The 22,890-nt window shown below is 72.2% G+C and carries 20 protein-coding genes and 2 tRNA genes; 13 read left to right on the forward strand and 9 right to left on the reverse strand.

Annotated features, from left to right (window positions below; genetic code table 11):
* Positions 1-259: 259 nt before the first annotated feature.
* Together PV789_RS29080 and PV789_RS29085 are read right to left on the reverse strand one after the other, a co-directional pair.
* On the reverse strand, positions 260-1,324 hold the full coding sequence (locus PV789_RS29080) for a hypothetical protein (protein ID WP_274975486.1): 1,065 nt from the start codon (positions 1,322-1,324) through the stop codon (positions 260-262).
* Positions 1,325-1,677: 353 nt separating this feature from the next.
* Positions 1,678-2,643: a hypothetical protein gene (locus tag PV789_RS29085; RefSeq protein ID WP_274975487.1), complete on the reverse strand. Its 966-nt coding sequence runs from the start codon at positions 2,641-2,643 to the stop codon at positions 1,678-1,680.
* Positions 2,644-2,956: 313 nt separating this feature from the next.
* Here PV789_RS29085 and PV789_RS29090 point away from each other — a divergent pair, with 313 nt between their 5' ends.
* Positions 2,957-4,702, forward strand: a complete 1,746-nt coding sequence (locus PV789_RS29090) for a GAF domain-containing sensor histidine kinase (protein WP_274975488.1) — start codon at positions 2,957-2,959, stop codon at positions 4,700-4,702.
* 100 nt (positions 4,703-4,802) lie between these two features.
* On the opposite strand, the gene PV789_RS29095 is transcribed toward PV789_RS29090, so the two are convergent.
* The 3 genes from PV789_RS29095 to PV789_RS29105 all read right to left on the reverse strand — a co-directional run bounded on the left by PV789_RS29095 (position 4,803) and on the right by PV789_RS29105 (position 8,246).
* Positions 4,803-5,474 carry a response regulator gene (locus PV789_RS29095; protein WP_212642159.1) on the reverse strand — a complete coding sequence of 224 codons (672 nt, stop codon included), beginning with the start codon at positions 5,472-5,474 and terminating at the stop codon, positions 4,803-4,805.
* A 208-nt stretch (positions 5,475-5,682) separates the two neighbouring features.
* Positions 5,683-7,197, reverse strand: a complete 1,515-nt coding sequence (locus PV789_RS29100; protein WP_274975489.1) for an amidase — start codon at positions 7,195-7,197, stop codon at positions 5,683-5,685.
* 29 nt (positions 7,198-7,226) lie between these two features.
* Positions 7,227-8,246: a D-2-hydroxyacid dehydrogenase gene (locus PV789_RS29105; protein ID WP_274975490.1), complete on the reverse strand. Its 1,020-nt coding sequence runs from the start codon at positions 8,244-8,246 to the stop codon at positions 7,227-7,229.
* A gap of 302 nt (positions 8,247-8,548) precedes the next feature.
* On the opposite strand from PV789_RS29105, the gene PV789_RS29110 reads away from it, so the two are divergent.
* From PV789_RS29110 to PV789_RS29125, 4 genes are all read left to right on the forward strand, one after another.
* Positions 8,549-9,031, forward strand: a complete 483-nt coding sequence (locus PV789_RS29110; protein ID WP_274975491.1) for a DUF3830 family protein — start codon at positions 8,549-8,551, stop codon at positions 9,029-9,031.
* A 115-nt stretch (positions 9,032-9,146) separates the two neighbouring features.
* A complete protein-coding gene (locus tag PV789_RS29115) occupies positions 9,147-9,947 on the forward strand; it encodes a maleate cis-trans isomerase family protein (protein ID WP_212642155.1) in 801 nt (266 codons plus the stop codon).
* Positions 9,948-9,977: 30 nt separating this feature from the next.
* On the forward strand, positions 9,978-10,730 hold the full coding sequence (locus PV789_RS29120; protein WP_274975492.1) for a maleate cis-trans isomerase family protein: 753 nt from the start codon (positions 9,978-9,980) through the stop codon (positions 10,728-10,730).
* A gap of 54 nt (positions 10,731-10,784) precedes the next feature.
* Positions 10,785-11,468, forward strand: a complete 684-nt coding sequence (locus PV789_RS29125) for a GntR family transcriptional regulator (RefSeq protein WP_274975493.1) — start codon at positions 10,785-10,787, stop codon at positions 11,466-11,468.
* A 31-nt stretch (positions 11,469-11,499) separates the two neighbouring features.
* Here PV789_RS29125 and PV789_RS29130 read toward each other — a convergent pair whose 3' ends face one another.
* Both PV789_RS29130 and PV789_RS29135 read right to left on the reverse strand, forming a co-directional pair.
* Positions 11,500-11,676, reverse strand: a complete 177-nt coding sequence (locus tag PV789_RS29130) for an antitoxin VbhA family protein (RefSeq protein WP_274975494.1) — start codon at positions 11,674-11,676, stop codon at positions 11,500-11,502.
* Between the two features lie 65 nt (positions 11,677-11,741).
* Complete coding sequence (locus PV789_RS29135) at positions 11,742-13,205, reverse strand: NAD-dependent succinate-semialdehyde dehydrogenase (protein ID WP_274975495.1); 1,464 nt, start codon at positions 13,203-13,205, stop codon at positions 11,742-11,744.
* Positions 13,206-13,351: 146 nt separating this feature from the next.
* Here PV789_RS29135 and PV789_RS29140 point away from each other — a divergent pair, with 146 nt between their 5' ends.
* The 5 genes from PV789_RS29140 (at position 13,352) to PV789_RS29160 (ending at position 18,612) form a co-directional block, all read left to right on the forward strand.
* Positions 13,352-14,608: an aspartate aminotransferase family protein gene (locus PV789_RS29140; protein ID WP_274975496.1), complete on the forward strand. Its 1,257-nt coding sequence runs from the start codon at positions 13,352-13,354 to the stop codon at positions 14,606-14,608.
* Between the two features lie 148 nt (positions 14,609-14,756).
* Positions 14,757-15,920, forward strand: a complete 1,164-nt coding sequence (locus PV789_RS29145; RefSeq protein WP_274975497.1) for a hypothetical protein — start codon at positions 14,757-14,759, stop codon at positions 15,918-15,920.
* Positions 15,921-16,173: 253 nt separating this feature from the next.
* Positions 16,174-17,355, forward strand: a complete 1,182-nt coding sequence (locus PV789_RS29150; RefSeq protein ID WP_274975498.1) for a glycoside hydrolase family 64 protein — start codon at positions 16,174-16,176, stop codon at positions 17,353-17,355.
* An 89-nt stretch (positions 17,356-17,444) separates the two neighbouring features.
* Positions 17,445-18,380: a glycoside hydrolase family 16 protein gene (locus PV789_RS29155; RefSeq protein WP_274975499.1), complete on the forward strand. Its 936-nt coding sequence runs from the start codon at positions 17,445-17,447 to the stop codon at positions 18,378-18,380.
* A 156-nt stretch (positions 18,381-18,536) separates the two neighbouring features.
* Positions 18,537-18,612, forward strand: a tRNA-Arg gene (locus PV789_RS29160).
* 289 nt (positions 18,613-18,901) lie between these two features.
* Here the strand turns inward: PV789_RS29160 and PV789_RS29165 are convergent.
* Both PV789_RS29165 and PV789_RS29170 read right to left on the reverse strand, forming a co-directional pair.
* Positions 18,902-20,173 (reverse strand): HipA domain-containing protein, encoded by a 1,272-nt coding sequence (locus PV789_RS29165; protein ID WP_274975500.1) that lies wholly within the window; start codon positions 20,171-20,173, stop codon positions 18,902-18,904.
* Positions 20,166-20,558 (reverse strand): helix-turn-helix domain-containing protein, encoded by a 393-nt coding sequence (locus PV789_RS29170; RefSeq protein ID WP_274975501.1) that lies wholly within the window; start codon positions 20,556-20,558, stop codon positions 20,166-20,168. The genes PV789_RS29165 and PV789_RS29170 overlap by 8 nt, the downstream gene beginning before the upstream one ends.
* Positions 20,559-20,814: 256 nt before the next feature.
* Here PV789_RS29170 and PV789_RS29175 point away from each other — a divergent pair.
* The 3 genes from PV789_RS29175 to PV789_RS29185 all read left to right on the forward strand — a co-directional run bounded on the left by PV789_RS29175 (position 20,815) and on the right by PV789_RS29185 (position 22,884).
* A tRNA-Ser gene (locus PV789_RS29175) sits at positions 20,815-20,907 on the forward strand.
* A gap of 325 nt (positions 20,908-21,232) precedes the next feature.
* Positions 21,233-22,096 carry a CoA transferase subunit A gene (locus tag PV789_RS29180; RefSeq protein ID WP_274975502.1) on the forward strand — a complete coding sequence of 288 codons (864 nt, stop codon included), beginning with the start codon at positions 21,233-21,235 and terminating at the stop codon, positions 22,094-22,096.
* Positions 22,093-22,884 carry a CoA-transferase subunit beta gene (locus PV789_RS29185; RefSeq protein WP_274975503.1) on the forward strand — a complete coding sequence of 264 codons (792 nt, stop codon included), beginning with the start codon at positions 22,093-22,095 and terminating at the stop codon, positions 22,882-22,884. Before PV789_RS29180 ends, PV789_RS29185 begins: the two co-directional genes overlap by 4 nt.
* Positions 22,885-22,890 lie beyond the last annotated feature (6 nt).

Genomic DNA, 22,890 nt, shown 5'->3' on the forward strand with positions numbered 1-22,890 from the left:
CCCCGGGGCCGGTACGACTCTCCGTACCGGCCCCGGGGCCCCTTCCGTGTTCCCGGGGACTCCGGGCACGAAGGACCGCGGTTCCGGTCCCCCCGGTCCGGAACCGCGGTCGGGCCCCGGGCGGCGGAGACTCCGCCCTCCGCCGGTACGCGCCTGGAACCCCCACAGTTCCGTTCGGCGCCCCTCAGCGGAGGTGGTCCCGCTCACCGCCCGAGGCTCGTGCGCCCGCCACGACCGGCGGGCGCACGTTCCAGGGAGGTCAGGCGATGCTGTCGGGCAGCAGGTTCAGCTGGCTGGTGTCCACCTGGGGCCGACCCAGGTCGGGCATGCCGTCCACGCCCACCAGGTCGTTGCCCACGAAGTCGCCGGAGGGGTCGAGCTGCGTCGTGCGGACGGCGTCGACGGCGAGGCCGGCCACGTCCGAGACCTCGGGGGCGGCGGCCATGGGCAGGGTGCCCGCGGGCACGGGCAGCAGGTCGGCCGAGGCGTCGGCGACGGTCTCGGGCAGCGAGGAGGCGCCCGCGGACATGGGCAGCTTCACGTCGTCGGACAGCACCAGGTCGGAGACCAGGTCGGCGGCGCCGCCGGTCAGGTCGGTGTTCTGGCCGTTGATGGGGCCGGTGGGGGTGTCCGCGGCGGCCAGGGGAAGGGTGTCCCCGGACGCGGGCAGGGTGGCGTCCAGGCCGCTCAGGTCGGTGCCGACCTCGTGCGTGCCCCGCTCGACCGAGGAGCCCAGCTGGTTGAGGCCGGTGCCGACCGTCTCCCTGGTGTCCTGGAGGGACAGGGAGGACTCCGGGTGCGACAGCGGCAGGGTGCCGCCGCCCGTGCCGCCACCGGCACCGCCCAGCAGCCCGCCCAGGATGTCCGAACCGCCCAACCCGGTGGAACCGCCGCCCAGCAGACCGGACAGCGCGTCACCCGACACCGGGCTCTCGGTACCCGACAGGGGCAGCGTCTCGCTGACGGTGTCCAGCTCCAGCGGACCGACGTTGGTGGCGTTCTCCTCCCCCGCCCGGATCGGGGTGTCGGTGGAGACGGCGTTCCCGGCGACCGGGCCGAGGGGCTGCTCCTGGGCGGACTGGCGCCGCACGTCGGGCTGGGCGGAGATCTGGCCGGGCTCGACCTTGACCAGCTCGCCCAGGGGCGTGGAGACGCCCTCCGTCAGCGGCGCCGGAACCTGGCTGCCCAGGTCGTTCAGCGCGAGCCCGTCCGTGGCGCCGCCGAGGGCGTCGGCCCCGGCGATCCCGGCGCCGAGGGCGACGAAACCCGCGGTGCTGGCGGCCACCAGCAGGGTCCTGGCAGAGGTGCGGGCGGTGTTGAACATGTCGTGTGTCCTTCCGGAATGTGGTCTGTGGCTCTCGCGTGGACGGCGTTCGTGTGCGCTTCCCGCCGTCCGACGGTTCCGCTCCCCTGGCCGGGGGGAGGGCTCCGTTCGGGTCCGGGCTTTCCGGTGGGAGAGCCCTCCGCGCCTGGAGGGTGCGGTGCGGCTCTACCGGTCATCAGTCGTGGATCTGGCTGGCCACTGACTGACGTGAACCTCGCCGTCGGGGTGCGCGGCTCACGTCAACCCCCAGAGGATTCCGGTTCCTCACCCACCGTGACCGGTCGGAGGCGCTGCGGCTCTGGGAAGGGGCGTGCCAGGAGGGGTCGCTGGGCGACCCGGCTGGAGGGAGACCGCTAGTCGGGCGAGAAGGTCGGCTCGTCCGCGGACTCGGCGGGGACCGCGAGCAGGACGTGCCGGGCGGCCTGGAGCTGGCCGGGCGCCGGTGCCGGGGCACCGGTGGTGGACAGGTAGCCCGCGACGGCGGGAATCCCGCTGGGAGCGCCCTGGGCGGAACCCGAGGCGGAGCCGCCCAGCCCGGAGGGCGTGGCGACCGGATCGGAGGCCAGCCGCGCCGGAGCGTTCTCCGCGGCCGGGTCGGCGTGCGCCCGGACGGCGCCCGCGGTGGTCCCGGTGACGGCCGGGACGAAGTGCGCGACGACCTCGGCGGGTGCGGGCGGTACCGCTTCCCCGCGCTCGGCTCCGGTCCGCTCGTCCGTGTCGGCCGGGTCCGCGGACGGGTCCTGCGTCCGCGGCTCGGTGTCGGGGGCGTCGTCCTCGTCGAGGTACTCCCCGACGGGCTCGGTGACCCCGTGCACGGTGTCGCGGATCTGCCGAGCCACCTCGGGGGTCTCGGGCACGTCGCCGCCGGAGACCCCGGCGGACGCGTCGAAGACCATCCGCGTGGTGCTCTGCCCCACCGCGGACACAGCGCCGACCAGCGGGTCGTTGATCCTGGCGGTCACGGGGACGGAGGCTCCGGCGTCCGCGGGCGCGGCGTCCGAGCGGTTCCCGGAGTCGGGGCCGCCCGCGTGCGTCCGGGCGGCGGAACCCTGTACTGAGCCGTCGCGCGCCGCCTCCGGGTGCTCGGCGACCGCCTGCGCGGCGGGTACCCGCACGGTCGCGGCGACGGAGGCGGCCTGGTGCACGAGGGTGCCGTTCGCCACCTCCTCCTGCGCCCGCACGGGGTCGGAGGCCGTCAGCCACGCGGTGACCACGAGCCCGGAGACCAGGGCGGCGAGCAGCAGGGCCCGCCGCACCGGCGCGGGGAGCACGGCGGAACGAACGCCGGGGGCGCTCGTGAGACCGTGGACTCCAGACACCGGGGGTTCCTCTCCACCGTGGGGCGCGGGCCGACACGCGAGGGCGGTCGGGGCCGGTCGCGCCGCGGCGAGCGGCGGCTCCCAGCCGTGGGACGGGAGGTCACAAGGGCCTCGTCGCGTCCGCTGACCGCGACGTTAGCATGAATTAGACGACCGGAACCCCGAATCCACAGGAATTCCCGCCCATCCGGAACCGGCCCCTGAACAGCAAGATGTGGCAAACCGGGGAAAAACCAACGACAATTCAACTATTACGCCCGAGGAAACGCGCATTGCCACAACGCCGACCGGCTCTGCGGAGGTTGACGGACACATGACTGAGATCCCCCAGAGCTCCTCCCTGTCCCCCAACAGCGTCGAAGAACTGCTGGACGAGGTGCACTCGCTGGACCCGCGCATGTCCGCGCACGGCAGGGTGCACTCGCTGCTCCAGGCCGTCCTGGCCATCGGCGGTGACCTCGACCTGGCTACCGTGCTGCGCAGACTGACCGAGGCGGCGGCGCAGCTGACCGGCGCCCGGTACGCGGGCCTGGGCGTGATGGACGAGGACGGGGGCTTCAGCGAGTTCATCCCCGTGGGCCTGAGCGAGGAGCAGTCCCGGCGCATCGGCGGGTTCCCCCACGGCAAGGGCGTCCTGGGCGTGCCCCTGAACGAGCGCGCGTCACTGCGCCTGGCCGACCTGCGCGAGCACCCCGACTTCGAGGGCTTCCCCGAGGGCCACCCGCACATGGGCAGCTTCCTGGGCGTCCCCATCCAGGTGCGCGACGAGGTCTTCGGCAACCTCTACCTCACCGAGAAGGCCCGGGGCGCGGAGTTCGACGAGGACGACGAGGCAGTGGTGACCGCGCTGGCCACGGCCGCGGGCATGGCCATCGAGAACGCGCGCCTGTACGAGGAGGCGCGGCTGCGCGAGCGGTGGCTGGCCGCGTCCACCGAGGTCACCACGCGCCTGCTGTCGGGCGCCGACACCTCCGAGGTGCTCGCCCACATGGCCGCGCAGGCCCGGGAGATCGGCGGCGCGGACACGGCCGTGATCATGCTCCCCGACCCCCGCGCCCGGGGGCACCTGTTCGCGGAGATCGCGGACGGGCCCATCGCCCAGGAGATCCTGGGGACGCCGGTGGAGATCCACGACTCCGCGTGCGGGTGGGTGTACGAGTCGGGAGAGGCCCTGAGCGTCCCCGACCTGAGCCGGGCGAACTGCCCCATGCTCGCCCACCGCGGCTACGCCTCGGGCCTGGTGGTGCCCCTGGGCACCCCGGGGAACACGCGCGGGGTGCTGCTGCTGGGCAAGCTGTCCGACCGCGCCCCGTTCACCGCGGCGGTACGCCGCATGCTGCACGGGTTCTCCGTGCAGGCCGCGGTGGCCCTGGAACTGGCCGAGGCGCGGCGCGACACCGAGCGCCTGGCGGTGCTGGAGGAACGCGACCGGATCGCCAAGGACCTGCACGACGTGGTGATCCAGCGCCTGTTCGCCTCGGCGATGACGCTGATGAGCACGCTGCGGCTGATCGCCTCGCCCGAGGCCGAGGAGCGGGTGCAGCGGACCATCGACGAGCTGGACGGCACCATCCGCGAGATCCGCTCGACGATCTTCGCGCTCCAGAACCCGCCGAGCCGCAGGGACACGTCGCTGCGCGGACGCATCCTGAAACTGGCCGAGAACACCGCGCACAGCCTGGGGTGCCACCCCGGGGTGAGCCTGGACGGGCCGATCGACGCGTCCGTGCCCGACGACATCGGCGAGCAGCTGCTCGCGGTGCTCGGCGAGGGGCTGACCAACGTGGCGCGGCACGCGCGCGCGACGGAGGTGCACGTGTCGGTGGCGGTGGAGGAGGCCGCGGCCACCGGGCGTCCCGCCATCCTGACCCTGACGCTGACCGACAACGGCGTGGGCCTGCCCGGGCACGGAAGGCGCAGCGGTCTGCGCAACCTGGAGCAGCGGGCCCAGGCGCTGGGCGGCGGTTTCACCGCGCGCGGGAGCGAGGGCGGGGGCACGGTGCTGGTGTGGCGGGTGCCCCTGCGCGACGACGCCGTGCCGCCCCCGGACAGTTTCTGAGGGGACCGGGGGCGCGGCCCCGGTTCCGGGCGGTCCCGGTCGCCCCGGGACCGCTCGGACCACCGGGACCGGCCCGCCGGGGCGGGCCGGGCAGCCGCGGTCAGTACCGGCGGCCGCGCAGTTCGGCGACGAGCACGGCGGCCTGCGTACGGCGCTTGAGGTCCAGCTTGGACAGCAGGGCGGACACGTAGTTCTTGACGGTCTTCTCCGCCAGGTACAGGCGCTCGCCGATCTGCCGGTTGGTCATCCCCTCGCCGATGAGGTCGAGGATCTGCCGCTCCTGCGGGGTCAGCTCGGCCAGCGGGTCCGGCTCGGCCTGGGCCCCGCGCAGCCGCTCCAGCATCGCGCCGGTGCTGCCCGAGTCCAGCAGCGAGCCGCCCGAGGCCACCGTGCGGACCGCCCCGACCAGATCGGCGCCGTGGATCTGCTTGAGCACGTACCCGGCCGCTCCGGCCATGACGGCGTCGTACAGGGCGTCCTCGTCGGCGAACGAGGTCAGCATCAGGCAGGCGATCTCGGGGTGGTCCGAGCGGATCTCCCGGCACACCTGCACACCCGACCCGCCCGGCAGCCGCACGTCCAGGACCGCGACGTCGGGCAGCACCACGGGAATCCGCGCCAGCGCCTGCTCGGCCGTCCCGGCCTCGCCGACGACGGTCATGTCGTCCTCGGTCTCCAGCAGGGCGGCCACTCCCCGGCGGACCACCTCGTGGTCGTCCACCAGGAACACCCTGATCCGCTTGCGAACGCCCTCGGCTCCACCAACCGGCATCGGCCCATCCTCATCCCTGCGTCACCGCGATCAGACACCGCTCCGATGAAGACGGTAATACGTGCGGGGGCCCGCGCGCGGGCCCTTAGGCACCGAACTCCTCGGACGAAGGTCCTACAAACGGACAATTCTCCTCATCTGCGGAGCAAAGCGCCTGATCGCAGTGGGTGTGCGCGTGGCTCCCATGAGCCACGGAACCTCTCCGAATTCACGGCCTCCGGTCCGCCCAGGGACGGGCGAGCTCGAACGCGCGGCAGGCCTCCAGCACCCGGGCGTCGGCGTGCCGGGGCCCGACCACCTGGAGGCCCACCGGCAGCCCCGCCGCCGTGAACCCGCACGGCACGCTCGCCGCGGGCTGCTGGGTCATGTTGAACGGGTAGCTGAACCCCGCCCACGAGGTCCACCGCTCCCCCGCCAGCCGCGGCGGCGACTCCAGCCCCGCCTCGAACGCCGCGACCGGCATCGACGGGGTGAGCAGCAGGTCGTAGGCGTCGTGGAAGCGGCCCATCCGGGCGCCCATCTCCATCCGCAGCGCCATCGCGGTCAGGTAGTCCTGCGCCGAGTAGGTCAGCCCCTCCTCGACGATCTCCCGCAGGCCGGGGTCGAGCAGGTCCCGCTGGCGGCCCGTGAGCCGGTCCGTGGCCTTGGCCGCGCCGGAGTACCACAGCACGTGGAACTCCTCCCGGGAGTCGGGCAGGCCGGGGTCGGCCTCCTCCACCCGGGCGCCCAGCGCCTCGAACACGGCCACCGCGTCGGCGACCGCGGCGGCCACCTCCGGGTCCACGTCCAGACCGCCCAGGGTGGGGCTGTAGGCGATCCTCATGCCCCGCACCAGCCCCTCGGCGTCGGTACGCAGGCGCACGTCGCCGAGGCCGGGCGCGGGCGGCGCCAGCGCGGCCCAGTCGCGCGCGTCGGGCTGGGCCATGACCTCCAGCATCAGCGCCATGTCGCCCACCGTGCGGGCCAGCGGCCCGGTGTGCGCGAGCGACCCGAAGGGGCTGGCCGGGTAGTGCGGCACCAGGCCCCACGTGGGCTTGATCCCGCACACGCCGGTGAAGCTGGCCGGGATGCGGATCGAACCGCCCCCGTCGGTCCCGGTGGACAGCGGGGCCATCCCGGCCGCGACGGCCGCCGCGGACCCGCCGCTGGAGCCGCCCGGCGTGGTGGACAGGTCCCACGGGTTGCGGGTGACCCCGGTGAGCGGGCCGTCGGTGACGCCCTTCCATGCCAGCTCGGGCGTGGTCGTCTTGCCGACGAACACCGCGCCGCTCTCGCGCAGCCGGGCCACCGCCGGGGAGTCCTCCTCCCAGGGCCCCTCCTGGGAGCTGGTGACCGACCCCTTCAGGGTGGGCCACCCCCGGGTGAGGTGGACGTCCTTGACCGAGACCGGCACCCCGTCCAGGGCTCCGGAGGGCTCGCCGCGCCGCCACCGCTCGGCGGAGGCGCGGGCGGCCTCGCGGGCCTCGTCCGGGCGCACCAGGCAGAACGCGTTGAGCGCCGGGTTGTCCCGCTCGATGCGCTCCAGGACGGAGTCGGCGGCCTCCACCGGGGACAGCTCCCCGGCGGCGTAGGCCGCGAGCAGTTGCTCGGCGGACAGGTCGGCCGGCCCGGAGGGCCCGCCGGAGCGCGCCTGCGGAACCGCGGTCGCCCCCGGGGCGCCCTCGGCCGCGCCGACGTCCGCGCCCGCGTCCTCGGTCCCGGCCCGGTCGGAACGGATCGTCACTTCAGCCTCCCGTGTCACGCCATCAGGGGTCAGCCGGGCACGTAGCCGCGGCTCTTGTCGACCACGTTGAGCAGTTCCCGCCCGTCCAGGTAACGGGCGAGGTTGTCGAGGAACAGGTCCATGAGGTCACCGCGCCATCCGACGACGTCGCCCGACATGTGCGGCGAGACCACCGACCCGGGCAGCCCCCACAGCGGGGAGACCGCCTTGAGGGGCTCGTCCTCGAACACGTCCAGCGCGGCGCCCGCGATGACGCGGTGCTCCAGGGCCGCGGCCAGGTCGGCCTCGACCACGATGGGGCCGCGCGCCACGTTGACCAGCCGCGCGGTGGGTTTCATCAGCCCCAGGAAGCGGCGGTCGACCAGCCCCCGGGTGGCGTCGGTGAGCGGGGCGGCGACCACCACGTAGTCGGCCTCGGGGAGTTCGCCGACCAGGGTCGGGGCGCCGTCGGCTCCGCGCTCGGCCAGGCTGGACTCGACCACGGAGCCGAAGTCGGGGTCGCCGCCGCGCGCGCGACTGCCGGAGGCGTTCACGCGCATGCCCACGGCCGTCAGCTTGCGGGCGATGTGGCGGCCGATCGGCCCGGTCCCGACCACGAGGGCCCGCTTGCCGGACACGCGCTCGGTCTCCCGGTGCTCCCAGCGGTGCTCGCGCTGGTGCTCCCAGGTCTGCTGGAAGCCCTTGGCGAAGGCGATGACCTGCCCGAGCACGTACTCGGCGATGGGCTCGTCGAAGACCCCGCGCGAGTTGGTGACCACCGCCGGGCTCTCTACCAGGCCGGGGAACATGAGGTTGTCCACCCCGGCGGTGGCGGCGTGCACCCAGGACAGGGAGTCGGCCTTGGGCCAGGCGGAGGCCAGCGCCTCGGTGAACAGGTCCCACACCAGCAGCGCTTGCGCCCCGGGCAGCCTGGCGGGGAGTTCGTCGGCGGTGGCGTAGACGACCTCGCCGAGCCGGGGATGGTCGTCCATCCGCTCGCGGCCGGGCGGGAGGTCGTCGCCGTGGAGGACGAGGAGTCTCGGTCGGTCGGGCGGGATGAGGCTGTTCACGGGCGTGCACTCTCCGGTTGGCGACGGTGGTTCAGAGAGGTCGTCGGGGACGGATCGCCCTGCACGGGAAACGCTAGGGAGCCGACATAGGATTGTCAACAATCCACAAATCGACTGTTCCCCCCGAAAACCGGGCCTCTCATGCCACCTCTGACCTGCCCGGGATACCCACTCGCACCGGGGTTATTGCCGCATCCGGGTTGTGGACCCTAGGATTGTCAACAATAAACAGCCCCGACGCCGGGGGTGTTCTCGCAGGTCCCGCTGCCCGACGTCGAAGGGACTACCCATTGCCCCGGTACATGACCATCACCCTGCCCAGGCGCGGGGTCTCCTGCGTCGCCGAACTCCTGGACAAGGACGCGCCCCGCACCTGTGAGGCGGTCTGGAACGCCCTGCCGCAGGGCGACGCGGTCCAGCACGCCAAGTACGCGCGCAACGAGGTCTACACGATGGTGCCGCGGTTCGCCGAGGCCGAGCCCGGCCAGGAGAACCCCACCGTCACCCCGATCCCCGGCGACGTCGTCTACTTCTCCTTCGACGGGGGCATGCTCGACCGCGCCTTCAAGGAGGACAAGGGGATCGGCCACCTGCCCGGCGTCATCGACCTCGCCCTCTTCTACGGGCGCAACAACCTGCTCCTCAACGGCGACGTCGGCTGGGTGCCCGGCAACGTGTTCGCCACCGTCGTCGACAACCTTCCCGCCATGGCCGAGGCCTGCAACGACGTCTGGCGCTCGGGCAGCGTCGGCGAGCGCCTGGTGTACGAGCGCCTGGAGCGCTGACCGGCCCGCGAGCCGCCACGACCGCGCCCGAGGACGGCCCTCCGGCCCCGGCGCGGAGCGACCGCGTCCCCGCGGGGACGGCAACGACAACACACATCCGGGAGGTGAGTGACCGATGCGGACCGACGGAGAGCACACGAACGGCACCGGCGCGCAGCAGCAGGTCGTCGAACTGGCCGCGAGCACGCGGACGCCGTGGCAGGCGGGAGTCGGCGTCATCGCGCCCTACGACTTCGCGCTCGACCGCGAACTCTGGCGCTGGACGCCCGACGACGTCTCGCTGCACGTCACGCGGTTGCCGTACGTACACGTACCGGTGACGGTCGACCAGGCCGCCGCCCTGTGCCGGGAGGAGCACGTGGACCCGGCGGTCCGCGCGCTGCTCGCCCCCGAGCCCCTGGCCATCGGGTACGCGTGCGCCTCGGGCAGCTTCGTGCACGGCGCCCGGGGCGAACGGCGCCTGCACGGGGCCATGGTGGGCGCCGGGGCGCCCGCCGCCGTCACCACGTCCGGGGCGCTGGTCCAGGCCCTGGGGGCGCTCGGCGCCGACCGGATCGCCGTCGTCACGCCCTACGTGGACAGCGTGACCGACCGGCTCCTGGCCTACCTGGCCGAGCACCGCGTCGCCGTGACCTCCAGCGTGGGGCTGGGTCTGCTCAGCCACATCTGGCGGGTGACCTACGCCGAGGTGTCCGAGGCGGTGCACTCGGTGGACCGCCCCGACGCCCAGGCCGTGTTCATCAGCTGCACCAACGTGCTCACCTACGACATCATCGCGCCCCTGGAACGCGAGCTGGGCAAACCGGTGATCGCGGCCAACCAGGTGACCATGTGGGCCGTGATGAGGGCGGCGGGCCGCCAGGCCGTGGCCCACGGACAGAGCCTGATCGACGTCGCCGCACCGAGTGCCGCGTGATGCGCGGGACGTGACGCAAAGGAGAGCCCAATGACCCGCGTCGGATTCCTCTATCCCGGGTTCAGCGCCGAGGACGACTACAAGGCCTTCGAGGGCCTGCTCGGAGGGGGCGTCGAGCTCCCGGTGGTGCACACGCTCATGCGCGAGGACGCCCACCGGGTGGACGCCCTGCTCGACGTCGGCGGCGATGACGTGCTCGCCGGGGGCGCCCAAGAGCTTGCCGTGATGGAGGTGGAGGCCGCGGTGTGGGCCTGCACCAGCGGCAGCTTCGTGTTCGGCTGGGAGGGCGCCCGCAGACAGGTCGCGGGGGTGCGCCGGCACGCGGGCGCTCCGTCGTCGAGCACCTCGTTCGCCTTCGTGCACGCGCTGAGCCAGCTGCGCGTCTCGCGGGTGGCGATCGCCGCCACCTACCCCGACGACGTCGCCCAGAGGTTCGTGGAGTTCCTCACCGAGGCGGGGGTGACCGTGCTGTCGCTGGCCAGCCACGGCATCGCCACCGCCGCCGAGGTCGGCGACCTGGACCCCGACGACGTTCTGGACTTCGTCATCTCCAACGACCACCAGCGCGCGGAGGCCGTCCTGGTGCCGGACACCGCCCTGCACAGCGCCCACCTCATCGAACCCCTGGAGGCGCTGCTGGGCAAGACCGTGCTCACCGCCAACCAGGTGAGCGTGTGGGAGGGTCTGCGCCTGGCGGGGGCGACCGCGGGCCGGGGCTCCGGACCGGGCATGCTGTTCCGCTCGGGTTCGGCCGCGGTCAACAGCGTCCTGGCATCCCGTTAACCTCGACGACGCGCCCGCCGCGCGTCCCGTCCCCGATCCGAGAGGAGGGCGGCCATGTCCGCCCCAGGCCAGCTCAGACCCGTGCCCCGGCGTTCCACCGCCGAACTGATCGCCGACCAGCTGCGGTCCGCGATCATGTACGGCTCGCTCGCGCCGGGGGACCAGCTCGGCGAGTCCGAGCTGGCGGGTCAGCTCGGGGTGAGCCGCGGTCCCCTGCGCGAGGCGATGCAGCGTCTGGTGCAGGAGGGGCTGCTGCGCAGCGAACGGCACAGGGGGCTGTTCGTGCGCGAACTCACGCCCGCGGACGTGCGCGACGTCTACGTGGCCCGGCTCGCCGTCGAGCGGACCGCGTGCGAGCTGATCATGCGCGGCAACCGGGGCGAGGCCGTCGCCCGCCTCACCCCGGCCGTGGAACGTCTGGCCGCCGCGGCGGCCGGCCGCGACCGCAACGCCATGAGCGACGCCGACCAGGCCTTCCACCAGACCCTCGTCAGCTGCGCGGGCAACAGCCGCCTGGAGCGCATGGCGCAGACGCTGCTGGTGGAGACCCGGATGTGCCTCACCGTGATGCAGGACGTGTACCCGGAACCGGAGGAGCTCCTGGACGAGCACCGCCGCATCCTGGACGCGATCGTGAACGGGGCGGAGGAGGAGCTGCTGCGCCTGATCGAGGCGCACATGGTGGACACGGTCGCGCGCATCAACGGCGGGGACGGGGATTCCGCCCCCGAGGTCTGAGGCTCCCGCGGGGCGCGGGCGCGCCGTCCGGTCACTCCCGCAGCCGGTACCTGGCCAGGATGCGCTCCCTGGCCTCCTCGAAGCTCATCTCACCGCGCGCGATCCGCTCCAGGTCCGCCCGCGCCTCCGGCGAGGGTTCACCGCCCGCCGCCCTGACCGAGGCCAGAGCGGCGGCGGTGTCGCCGTCGTGGGGGATTCGTGTGCCCATGGGGCGAGCGTAGGCGGTGCCGCGCCCGAAACACAGGCGAACCTCCGGATCGCCCGGATATCCGGTCAGATTCCGCCGATGCCGACGTACTTGGTCTCCAGGAACTCGTCGATGCCGACCCGGCCGCCCTCGCGGCCCAGACCGGAGTGCTTGACCCCGCCGAAGGGCGCGGCCGGGTTGGAGACCACGCCCTGGTTGAGGCCGACCATGCCGGTCTCCAGGTTCTCGCTGACCCGCAGCGCCCGGTTGAGGTCGCGGGTGTAAACGTAGCTGACCAGCCCGTACTCGGTGTCGTTGGCGGCCCGCAGCACCTCGTCCTCCGTGTCGAAGGGCAGCACGGGGGCCACCGGGCCGAAGATCTCGGTGGTGGACAGCTCGGCCTCGAAGGGCACGTCGGCGAGCACGGTGGGCTTGTAGAAGTGGCCCGGGCCGTCGCCGGGGCCGCCGCCGACCAGCACGCGGGCGCCCTTGCCCACGGCGTCGTCCACCAGGCCCTGCACCTTGTCGCGGGCCTTGTCGTCGATGAGCGGGCCCACGTCGACGCCCTCGTCCACGCCGCGGCCCAGGCGCAGCGCGCCCATGCGGCGGCTGAGGCGCTCGGCGAACTCCTCGGCGATGCCCGCCTGGGCGTAGATGCGGTTGGCGGCGGTGCAGGCCTCGCCGATGTTGCGCATCTTGGCGAGCATCGCGCCGTCCACGGCGGCGTCCATGTCGGCGTCGTCGAAGACCAGGAAGGGCGCGTTGCCGCCCAGTTCCATGGAGGTGCGCAGGACCTGCCCGGCGCTCTGTTCGAGGAGCTTGCGGCCCACGGCGGTGGAGCCGGTGAAGGAGACCTTGCGGATGCGCCCGTCGCTGAGCAGGGGCTCGGTGACCGAACCCGGGTCCGTGGTGGGGATGACGCTGAGGACGCCCTCGGGGAGCCCGGCCTCGGAGAGGATGCCCGCCAGGGCGAGGGCGGACAGGGGCGTCTGGTGGGCGGGCTTGAGGATCACGGTGCACCCCGCGGCGATGGCGGGGCCGATCTTGCGGGTGCCCATCGCCATGGGGAAGTTCCAGGGGGTGATGAGCATGCAGGGGCCGACCGCCTGGCGCATGACCAGGAAGCGGGACTTGCCGTCGGGCGAGGTGGAGAACCTGCCCTCGATGCGCACGGCCTCCTCGGAGAACCAGCGCAGGAACTCGGCGGCGTAGGCGATCTCGCCCCGCGCCTCGGCCAAGGGCTTGCCCATCTCCAGGGTCATCAGGACCGCCAGGTCCTCCCGGCGCTCCATGAGCAGCTCGTAGCCCCGGTACAGGATCTCGCCGCGGTCCCTGGGCGCCGTGCGCATCCAGTCGGCCTGGGCCCGGTGCGCCGCGTCCAGGGCGTCGAGCGCGTCCTCCTTCCCCGCGTCCGCGACCTCGCAGAGCACCTCGCGGGTGGAGGGGTCCTCCACCTCGAAGGCGTTCCCGGAGGCGGCGTCGCGCCACGTCCCGCCGATGAACAGCCTCTTGTCCACCTGCGCGACGACCCGTGCTTCCTGATCCGACATGTTCGCTACTCCCCGGTCGAGATTCGGCCTGTGGTCAGAACTGCCCAACGTGCGCCCACTGGACACCGTCGCCGCACGGATGTTTCCATAGCAGCGTCGATTGTCAACAATCCTACGGAACACGCGACACGGAATCGAGGCCACGCATGGCGGAGCTCTCCCCGATCCTCAAGCAGGCGACACCGGTCGTCGCCGCCCGAGGCGAGGGCGCCTACATCTACGACGAGGACGACCGCCGCTATCTCGACTTCACCGCCGGCATCGGCGTCACCAGCACCGGCCACTGCCACCCCCGCGTCGTGGCCGCCGCGCAGGAGCAGGTGGGGACCCTGGTCCACGGCCAGTACACCACCGTGATGCACCGGCCGCTGCTGCGGCTCACCGAGCGGCTGGGCGAGGTGCTGCCCGCCGGGCTCGACCGGCTGTTCTACGTGAACTCGGGCAGCGAGGCCGTCGAGGCCGCCCTGCGGCTGGCCCGGCAGGCGACCGGTCGGCAGAACGTCATCGTGTTCCAGGGTTCCTTCCACGGGCGCACCATGGGCGCCGCGTCGCTGACCACGTCCGGGGTCAAGATCCGGGCGGGCATCGGCCCGCTGATGCCCGGCGTGGTGGTCTCGCCGTTCCCGTACGCCTACCGGCTGGGCGTGTCCGAGGCCGACGCGGTCGCGTACGCGCTGCGCGAGCTGGACTACCTGTTCGCCACGGTCACCTCGCCCAAGGACACGGCCGCCGTGTTCATCGAGCCGGTGCTGGGCGAGGGCGGCTACGTGCCGGTGCCCGCGGCCTTCCTCCAGGGGCTGCGCGAGCGCGCCGACCGGCACGGGTTCCTGCTGGTCGCGGACGAGGTGCAGACCGGCTTCGGGCGCACGGGCACGTTCTGGGGCCACGAGCCCTCGGGCATCCGGCCGGACGTGGTCATCACCGCCAAGGGGCTGGCCAGCGGCTTCCCGCTGTCGGCGATCGCCGCCCCCGCCGCGATCATGGAGAAGGCCTGGCCGGGCTCCCAGGGCGGGACCTACGGCGGCAACGCGGTGTCCTGCGCCGCCGCCCTGGCGACCCTGGACGTGATCCAGGAGGAGGGCCTGGTGGAGAACGCCGCGCGCATGGGCGAGCGGCTGCGGCTGGGCCTGGAGAAGGTGGCGGAGGCCAACCCGGTCATCGGCGACGTGCGCGGCCGGGGGCTGATGCTCGGCAACGAGTTCACCGCCGCAGACGGGACGCCGGACGGCGCCACCGCGCTGCGCGCCCAGCAGGCCGCGGCCCGGCACGGGCTCCTGCTGCTCACCTGCGCCCCCGACGGGAACGTGGTGCGGATGATCCCGCCGCTCATCGTCGACGGCGACCAGGTCGACAGCGCGGTGTCGCTGTGGGCCGCCGCCGTGGAGGAGGCCGTCGCCGGCTGAGGCGGGATTCGTGACCGCCGCCCCGGTACGGATTCCGTGCCGGGGCGGTAACGTGCGGTGCGGACCCCCGAGAAACCGCGCGTCCGAAACGCGTGTCCGAAACGGAGGGGACGAGCGCGGCGAACCGCACGCGAGAGGAGCCGAACCAGTGTCGGACAGCCGGTGGAAGGTCGCGGACAGCACGCGCGGGGGCGCACGTCCCGTCCTGGACCCCTCACTGCCTCCCCGCCTCTCCGGAAGGCTCCGGAAGCACCTGCCCCTCCTGCGCTCGAAGCGGGCCTGGGCCAAGCAGCCCCGGCTCCCGAACCGGACGCGCATGGCGGCGGGCGGGACCGCTGTGGCCGCGCTGAGCCTCCTCTGGGCACTGGTCAGCGGACCCCTCCTGGTGTGGTCGGTCCCCCTGTACTTCCTGGGCCTGCTGGCGCAGGCCGCGGTCGTGGGCGCCGCCGGACTCGCCGTCACCCGCGTGCGCCCGAGGTCCCTGCTGCCGCGGTGGCTGTCGCGGACCTCGCGGCGCCGGTCCTGGCAGGCGTTCTCCCTGACCTTCGTGCCCGCCACCCTGACGAGCTGGTTCCTCGCCCTGGCGGGTCCGGAGTGGGCCTTCAACCTCTACTGGTTCGTGCCGGGCGCGGTGTACGCGGCCGCCGCCCTGTGGGCGGGGTGGTGGTGGCCCCGGGGCGACCGGCTGGCCGCGGCGCACGCGGACCGCTACCTGGTGCCCGCGAACCTGGGGCGGCAGGGCGCCCGCCTGCTGCTGGACGTGCAGAGGACGATCGGAACCGTCGAGGAGGCCGACCTGCGGCTGGGCGACTCCTTCGACGCGGCCCAGCCCCTGGCGGTCCTGCGCGCCGAGGAGTGGCGGATCGCCTCGCTGCTGCACCGGCACGAGCGGATCAGGGAGGAGTACGTGGCGGACTCCCTCGACGCCGTCTCGGATCGGGTGCTCGCCGTGCTGGACCAGCAGCACGAACGGCACGAGGCCGTGTACCGCGAGCTGGCGGCGCGGGTGGACGCGGTCCGCGACTACGGCGCGTCGGTCGAGGAGGCCCTGGCCGCGCACACCGAGTGGGAGCAGGTCCGAAGGGTCGAGGAGCGCCAGCGCGAGCTGGACCTGCTCCTCGTCCAGGTGGACTCCGACGGCGGCAACGCCGACCAGCTGCACGGCGAGGCCCTGAACGCGCTCGCCGTCAGGGAGACCAGGGACGAGCTGATCGGCCGGATGCTGGAGGCTGGCCGCTCCCTGGAGTCCGGGGCCGCCGGGTCGGCCGAAGCCGCCCTGCCGACGGAGACCGCCGAGGGCGCGAGGGCGTAGACCGGGAGCCGCGGAACCCCCGTGAACCCCGGCCCACCAAGAGGGGAACTTCTGTGGACGCCCATCCGCCGAAAACGTTCACCCGTGGAGCCGAAAATCATTCGGCCAAAGAGTGACATGAGTCACATGGCAACTTTGTTACCAGTGAGAACACGAGAACCTCACGGACGGATCGTGACCACGGGTTGACGCGGCGCTTCGGGGGTCGTCAGATTGGGCGCGTCTTACCAGCCCCTCCAGTGAGGCGACCCCCATGATCGACCGAAGACTGTTCCTCGGCGGCGCATCGCTCGCCACCGTCGGCACCCTGCTCGTCACGAGCGGTTGCTCCCGTGCGGAGAGCAACGGCGAACTCACCTCGGGCGGCGGCCAGGCCGGCGCCCTTCCGGTGAGGGTCGCCAACGAGACCGGAACCTTCCCCGACAGCGAGATCCGCGCCTACGTCGTGGGCACCGACCTGACCACGAACACGCAGTCCTGGGTCGACGCCGACGGCGTCGCGCACCCGGTCTCGGAGTCCGACAACACCGACGAAGGGTTCACCGACTACTCGATCCCGCTGGACTCCGTCAGCGAACTGACCCTGCCGTTCATGTCCGGCCGGGTGTACTTCGCCCTCGGCGGCAAGCTCCGGTTCAAGGTCGTCACCGACGGCAACGGCAGGCCCGCGCTCCAGTACCCGGCGGGCTGGGTCGAGTCCGACCCCAGCCACGGGGTGCTCCACGACACCGTGGAGTTCACCCACAACGAGACCGGCATGTACTGCAACACCAGCATGGTGGACCAGTTCAGCGTGCCGCTGGCCATCCGCCTCCAGGGCGAGGCCGACCAGACCACCGGCACGTTCGAGCCGGGCGGCCGCGACGCGGTCTTCGCCGCGCTCTCCGCCGACCCCGTCTTCTCGTCGCTCGTGCTGCGCGAGGGAGAACTCGTCATCGCCCCCGGGCACGGGCTGGACGCCGGACTGTTCCCCGCCGACTACTACGACTCCTACATCGACCAGGTCTGGGAGCGCTACAGCACCACCGACCTGCGCGTCACCACCAACGCCGGGACCTTCACCGGCCGCGTGGACGGCTCGGGCAACCTGGTCTTCGACGGCGGCGTGGCCCCGATCCCCAAGCCCTCCACCCGCGACGTCTTCTTCTGCGACGGCGCCCTGGCGGCCCCCAACGACGGCATCACCGGTCCGGTGGCCGCGATCCTGGGCGCGGCGTTCAACCGCTCGACCCTGCTGGACACCGCCGAGCACCCGGTCACCGACCCCGCGGCGTTCTACAACCACGAGACCACCAACCGCTACGCGGCGGTCTTCCACGAGAACACCGTGGACGGCAAGGCCTACGGCTTCGCCTTCGACGACGTGTCGAACTTCGCCTCCTACGTCCAGGACCACGCGCCGGTGTCCCTCGACGTGACGCTGACCGCGTTCTAGCACCTCCCGGGCCGGGGCCCTCCAAGACCGGAAGGCCCCGGCCCAGCCCCTGCTCCCGGCTGTTCCTCCCCGAAACCGAGGTGTCCCCCGTGCCCACCCGCATCCGCCCCGGCCGCATCGCCCTGGCCTGCGCCGTCGCACTCCCCCTGACCGCCTGCGCGACGGGCTCCCCCGTCGAGGTCGAGACCGTCGCCGACCAGACCTCCGCGTCCTGCGGCCTGTTCTTCGACGACTTCGACTACACCGGCCCCGACGACCCGGCCCTGCGCGGCCAGGGCTGGAACGTCCGCAGCTGGCCCGGCGGCCCCGGCGTGCCCGGCGCGTCCTGGGACGCCGACAACATCTCCTTCGCCGAGGAGGGCGGCGACTCCCTGCTGCGCCTGTCCTCGACCACGGACGGCACTCCGGCGGGCACCAGCCAGGCCGAGCTGACCTTCGGCGAGGAGAAGTTCCACGAGGGCACCTACGCCGCCAAGATCAAGTTCGCCGACGCGCCGGTCTCCGGCCAGGACGGCGACACCGTGCTCCAGACCTTCTACACGATCACGCCCCTGGCCTACGACAACGATCCCGCCTACAGCGAGCTCGACTTCGAGTACCTGCCCAACTCGGGCTGGGGCGCCCCGGCGGAGGCCATGTACCTGACCTCGTACCACACCTACCAGCGCGACCCCTGGGTCGCGGACAACACCAGCGACGTCGTGAACCGCTCCTTCGACGGATGGCGCGACCTGGTGGTCCAGGTGACGGACGGCGTGGTCCGCTACTACGTGGACACGCACCTGGTGGCCGAGCACAGCGGGAAGTACTACCCCTCGTCACCGATGTCGATCAACTTCAACCAGTGGTTCGTCGACATGAGCGGCCACACCGGCGGCCCGAGCACCTACGTGCAGGACGTGGACTGGGTGTACCACCAGCAGGGCGAGTCCGTGGCCCCCGAGGAGGTCAACCGGCGCGTGGGCGCGCAGCGCGACGCGGGCGTCTCCCGCGTCGACGGGGTGGCCCTCGGCGGAACCTGCTGACGCTCCGGCCCGTCCGCCGGGCGGTCCGGGACCGCCCGGCGGACGGGGACCGGCATGACCGGTCGCACACTCACAAAACGGTTCGAGGCCCTCTGACACCGTGATAGAGTCAAAGACGTCGCCAGGGAGACCGGGCGACACACAACTGAACAACCTGCACTCGTAGCTCAATGGATAGAGCATCTGACTACGGATCAGAAGGTTGGGGGTTCGAGTCCTCCCGAGTGCACCACCTTGAGACAGTGAAGAAGAGCGCCCGACCTGCTAACCACAGGCCGGGCGCTCTCTTTTGTGCCACCCCGTGCGAAGACGCGATCAGGGCCGCAGTGCACATTCACTGCACACGGACCCTCAGGCGGCGAGTACGCGCGTCCGGGCGGCGTCCATGGCCTCGGCGACCTCGTCCAGGCGGTCGGGGAACAGGTGCCCGAAGCGGTCCGAAGATCAAGCAGAATCGTGCAGGGACTGCAGCAGCTGCAGCGTTTCGAAGATGTGCCCGTAGTGGGCGAAGGCATCGGTTCTCAGTGGTCGCCAAGGCGGTCCAGGATGTGCCGGGTGTGGGCCTGCAACGCGGGAAGCGTCCTCTCAGCCACCTCCTGGGCGCCCGGGGCGGAATCGGCAAATCCTTCCAGTACTTCCTCGAACGCCTTCGGGAACGTCTCGGCCAACATCGCCACGCGCCCGGTCAGGAGTTCCGGATCCAGACCGAGGATCTGGGCGGCCTTCCTGAGCTGGTGGCGTCTGATCCGTGACGCGACGCGCTCGCCGCCGATGGACAGGGCCACCGACCTTTCAACCTTCCGGGCGTCGTAGGCCAGGCCCGTCGCCAGGTCGTACAGCGGGGCCACACGGGTCAGCCCCGGTGCACGCAGAACAGAGATGTTCTTCGCGTGCCCGTCGGGAGCACCGGCCACCAGATTGATGATCACGAAGTCCGCGAGGGCGAGCCGGTCGTCGAACAAGCCGGTCGATTCGCGGGTGAGGACCCGCATCATGTCCGTCAGCCCCGGACCGTTGCGGGACTCGTACTTGTGCGCGGGCATGCGCCCGCACGCCTGAGCGAAGTCCTCCTGGTGCGTGCGCAGGACGCGACCGGCCTCCAGGGACCGGTCGAAGCGGTCGATCACGATGGCCCACTGGTCGTCGAACCGGGTGAAGGTGCTCTTGGCGACGACCGCGCCCACGGCCGACGCCGCCTCCATGGTGACGTGCTCGACCAGGGCCTGGTGGTGCAACTGTCTGATCCGAGGCTTGACGATGTGGGTGGTGGCGGCGCTGCCGTGGGCCGTGTGCCAGCGCCCGTCGATCCTCGCGAGTGCGAACTTCTCCTGCTGCCCGCCCAACGACCAGTGTTCACCGGGCATCGTCCAGGACGGCTCTTTACCGGCGAGTGCGCGGATCCGCTCGGCGATCTCGGTGTCGCTGACCGGTTGGTGTTCGCCGCTGCGGGTCCGAAGCTCCTCCAGGTCCTCCTCGCGACAGAACTGGACGGCTCCCGGGCAGTCCCAGCCCATCGCCGCGAGGATGCCGAACGCGTCGTCCACGGCGACCCCGAGCTGGTCGGACCATGCGGCACGGGCGTCCTCGTTCTCGGGAAGCAGCCCGAACAGGTACGGGTTGACTCTTTTCTCCGGGTGGGGGCCCCGTTGGATGGGAAGGCGCGCGGAGAGCGCCACCTCACCGTCGCGTACGTACTCGGCCGTGTAGGAGAACGTGGGATCGTCACCGGCGGCCTCGCGATCCAGGTGTCCCACCACCTGGCCTGACAGCAGGACGGCCAGGCGCTCAGTCATCGCCGTCGTCCCTGGTGCCGGTGACCGGAAGACCCCAGGAAGCCCGACGCGCCTGTGAGGTAGCGCGTAGACCTGAGCCGACTTCGTCCGGCGGGTCCTGGTGGGTTCCCGGCTTCTGCGCAGGTACGGCAGGGGCCTGATCAGGGTTCGGCTGTGCCGCGTCGCGGTCGGAGCGCAGGGTGAGGGTGAGGTCCAGGGCGGCGAGGAGTCGGAGCAGGGGCTCCAGTTCGGCGCCGCGGTGTCCGGCCTCGACGCGGGCCAGCCAGGAGCGGGCGACATTGGCCCGGGCGGCCAGAGCCGCCTGGCTGAGCCCCTGGGAGTGCCGGGTGTCGCGGACCAGGCCGCCGAGCTTGGACCACCCCGTCAGGGTGAACTCTTCCGGCATCGCATGTTCTCCGTCCTCGTTCGAGGACATTCTAGGCCCGTCCTCGTTCGAGGACAAAGGAAAATCGTCCTCGTTCAAGGACAGCACGTCAAGCTGGCCTCGGCAGCCGCATCGGCGTCGCGCAGCAGGGCACGTTGCCGCTGAGAAAGGCAGTAGGCAGATGCCGGAGCCAGCGAAGGAGAAGAGCGCCGAAGGTCGGACGGACCACCGATCGCGGCGGCGTGGCACATACGTGGAAAAGTGCAACACCGAGACGGCAGTGCACTGGCCCTGACCTGCGACTATTCATCCGATCATCCGCTGACTACGGATCAGGAGGTTGGGGGTTCGAGTCCTCCCGAGTGCGCCACCTTGAGACAGTGGAGAAACCGCCGGACCCGCACACCACACGGGCCCGGCGGTTTCTTTTGTGCTGCCCGGCATCCGGCTGACAGCTGCCGAGTCCGGTCACATGGCGCTTTCCGTGCCCCCAAGGTGTCCACCGATGCAGGCCACGAGGGCCAGAAACCCTTCGCTCCACGACGCCTGTCACGTTCCCCGTGGCCGTCGACGCACCCGGCGTGGACCCGCGTCGGCGGTCGGAGTCCCTTGACGCGACGAGGAGCGGGGAATAGCTTTCGGCCTATGAAGTTCGCAGTGAGTACGAGTATTCGCAATGCGCACAGGAGGGTTTCGTGATCGCCCCTCTGGACGAGGCTGTCCGGCAGCTCATCCATGACGGCGACACCGTCGCCCTGGAGGGGTTCACCCATCTCATCCCCGTGGCCGCCGGGCACGAGATCATCCGCCAGGGCCTGCGCGACCTCACCCTGGTGCGCATGACGCCCGACATCGTCTACGACCAGCTCATCGGCGCCGGGTGCGCCGGGAAACTCGTCTTCTCCTGGGGCGGCAACCCCGGCGTCGGCTCGCTGCACCGCTTCCGCGACGCCGTCACCTCCTCCTGGCCCGTGCCCCTGGAGATCGAGGAGCACAGCCACGCCGGGATGGCCAACCGCTACACGGCGGGCGCCTCCGGGCTGCCCTTCGCCATCCTGCGCGGCTACTCCGGCACCGACCTGGTCGAGCACAACCCCCACATCAGGACCGTCACCTGCCCCTTCACCGGACAGGAACTGGCCGCCGTCCCGGCCCTGAACCCCGACGTGGCCGTGATCCACGCGCAGCGGGCGGACACCCGGGGCAACGTCCAACTGTGGGGCATCACCGGCATCCAGAAGGAGGCCGCGCTGGCCTCCGAACGGGTACTGGCCACGGTGGAGGAGGTCGTGGACACCCTCGACCCCGTACCCGGCCAGGTGATCCTGCCCGCGCGCGTGGTCGACCGGGTCAGCGTCGTCCCCGGCGGCGCCGCGCCCTCCTACTCGCACGGCTACTACGAGCGCGACAACGAGGCCTACCGGGCCTGGGACGCGATCGGCCGCGACCGCGAGGCCTTCACCGCCTGGCTCGCGGACCTCACTGCCGGCGCCGAGTCCCCCTCCGCCCCCGCGTCGCCCGCGGCCTCCGGCACCGCACCTGCGGGGAGAGGCGCGTGACCACCGTGACCTGGACCTCCGACGAGATCATGACCGTGACCGCGGCGCGCTCGCTGCGCGAGGGGATGTCCTGCTTCGTCGGCATCGGCCTGCCCAGCACCGCCGCGAACGTGGCCCGCCGCACGCACGCCCCCGACCTGTGGATGGTCTACGAGTCCGGCACCCTGGGCGCCGTCCCCGACCGCCTGCCGCTGTCCATCGGCGACGGCGTCCTCGCCGACACCGCCGACACCGTGGTCTCGGTCCCCGAGGTCTTCAACTACTGGCTCCAGGCCGGACGGATCGACGTCGGCTTCCTCGGCGCCGCCCAGATCGACCGGTACGCCAACATCAACACCACCGTCATCGGCGACTACACGGACCCGAGGGTGCGCCTGCCCGGGGCGGGCGGCGCCCCCGAGATCGCCGCCTCCTGCCGGGAGGTCGTCGTCATCATGCGGCACAGCTCGCGCGCCTTCGTCGAGAAGGTCGACTTCGTCACCTCGGTCGGCCACGGCTCGGGCCCCGGCGACCGCGAACGCCTGGGCCTGCGCGGCGCCGGTCCGGTGCGGGTGATCACCGACCTGGGCGTGCTCGAACCAGACCCCGTCACCCGCGAACTCGTCCTGACCGGTATCCACCCCGGCGTGGCGCTGGACGCGGTCCGCGAGGCCACCGGCTGGGACCTCACCGTCGCCCGGGAGCTCGCTCAGACCTCACCGCCCACCAGCACGGAACTCTCCGTCCTGCGCGATCTCATCGGCCCGGAGCCGCTCGGCGGCCAGCACGGGCCGCGTCACCCGGTGTGACGTGGC

The organism is Nocardiopsis camelliae (genome assembly GCF_028993595.1).
GTDB classification, from domain to species: Bacteria; Actinomycetota; Actinomycetes; order Streptosporangiales; family Streptosporangiaceae; genus Nocardiopsis; species Nocardiopsis dassonvillei.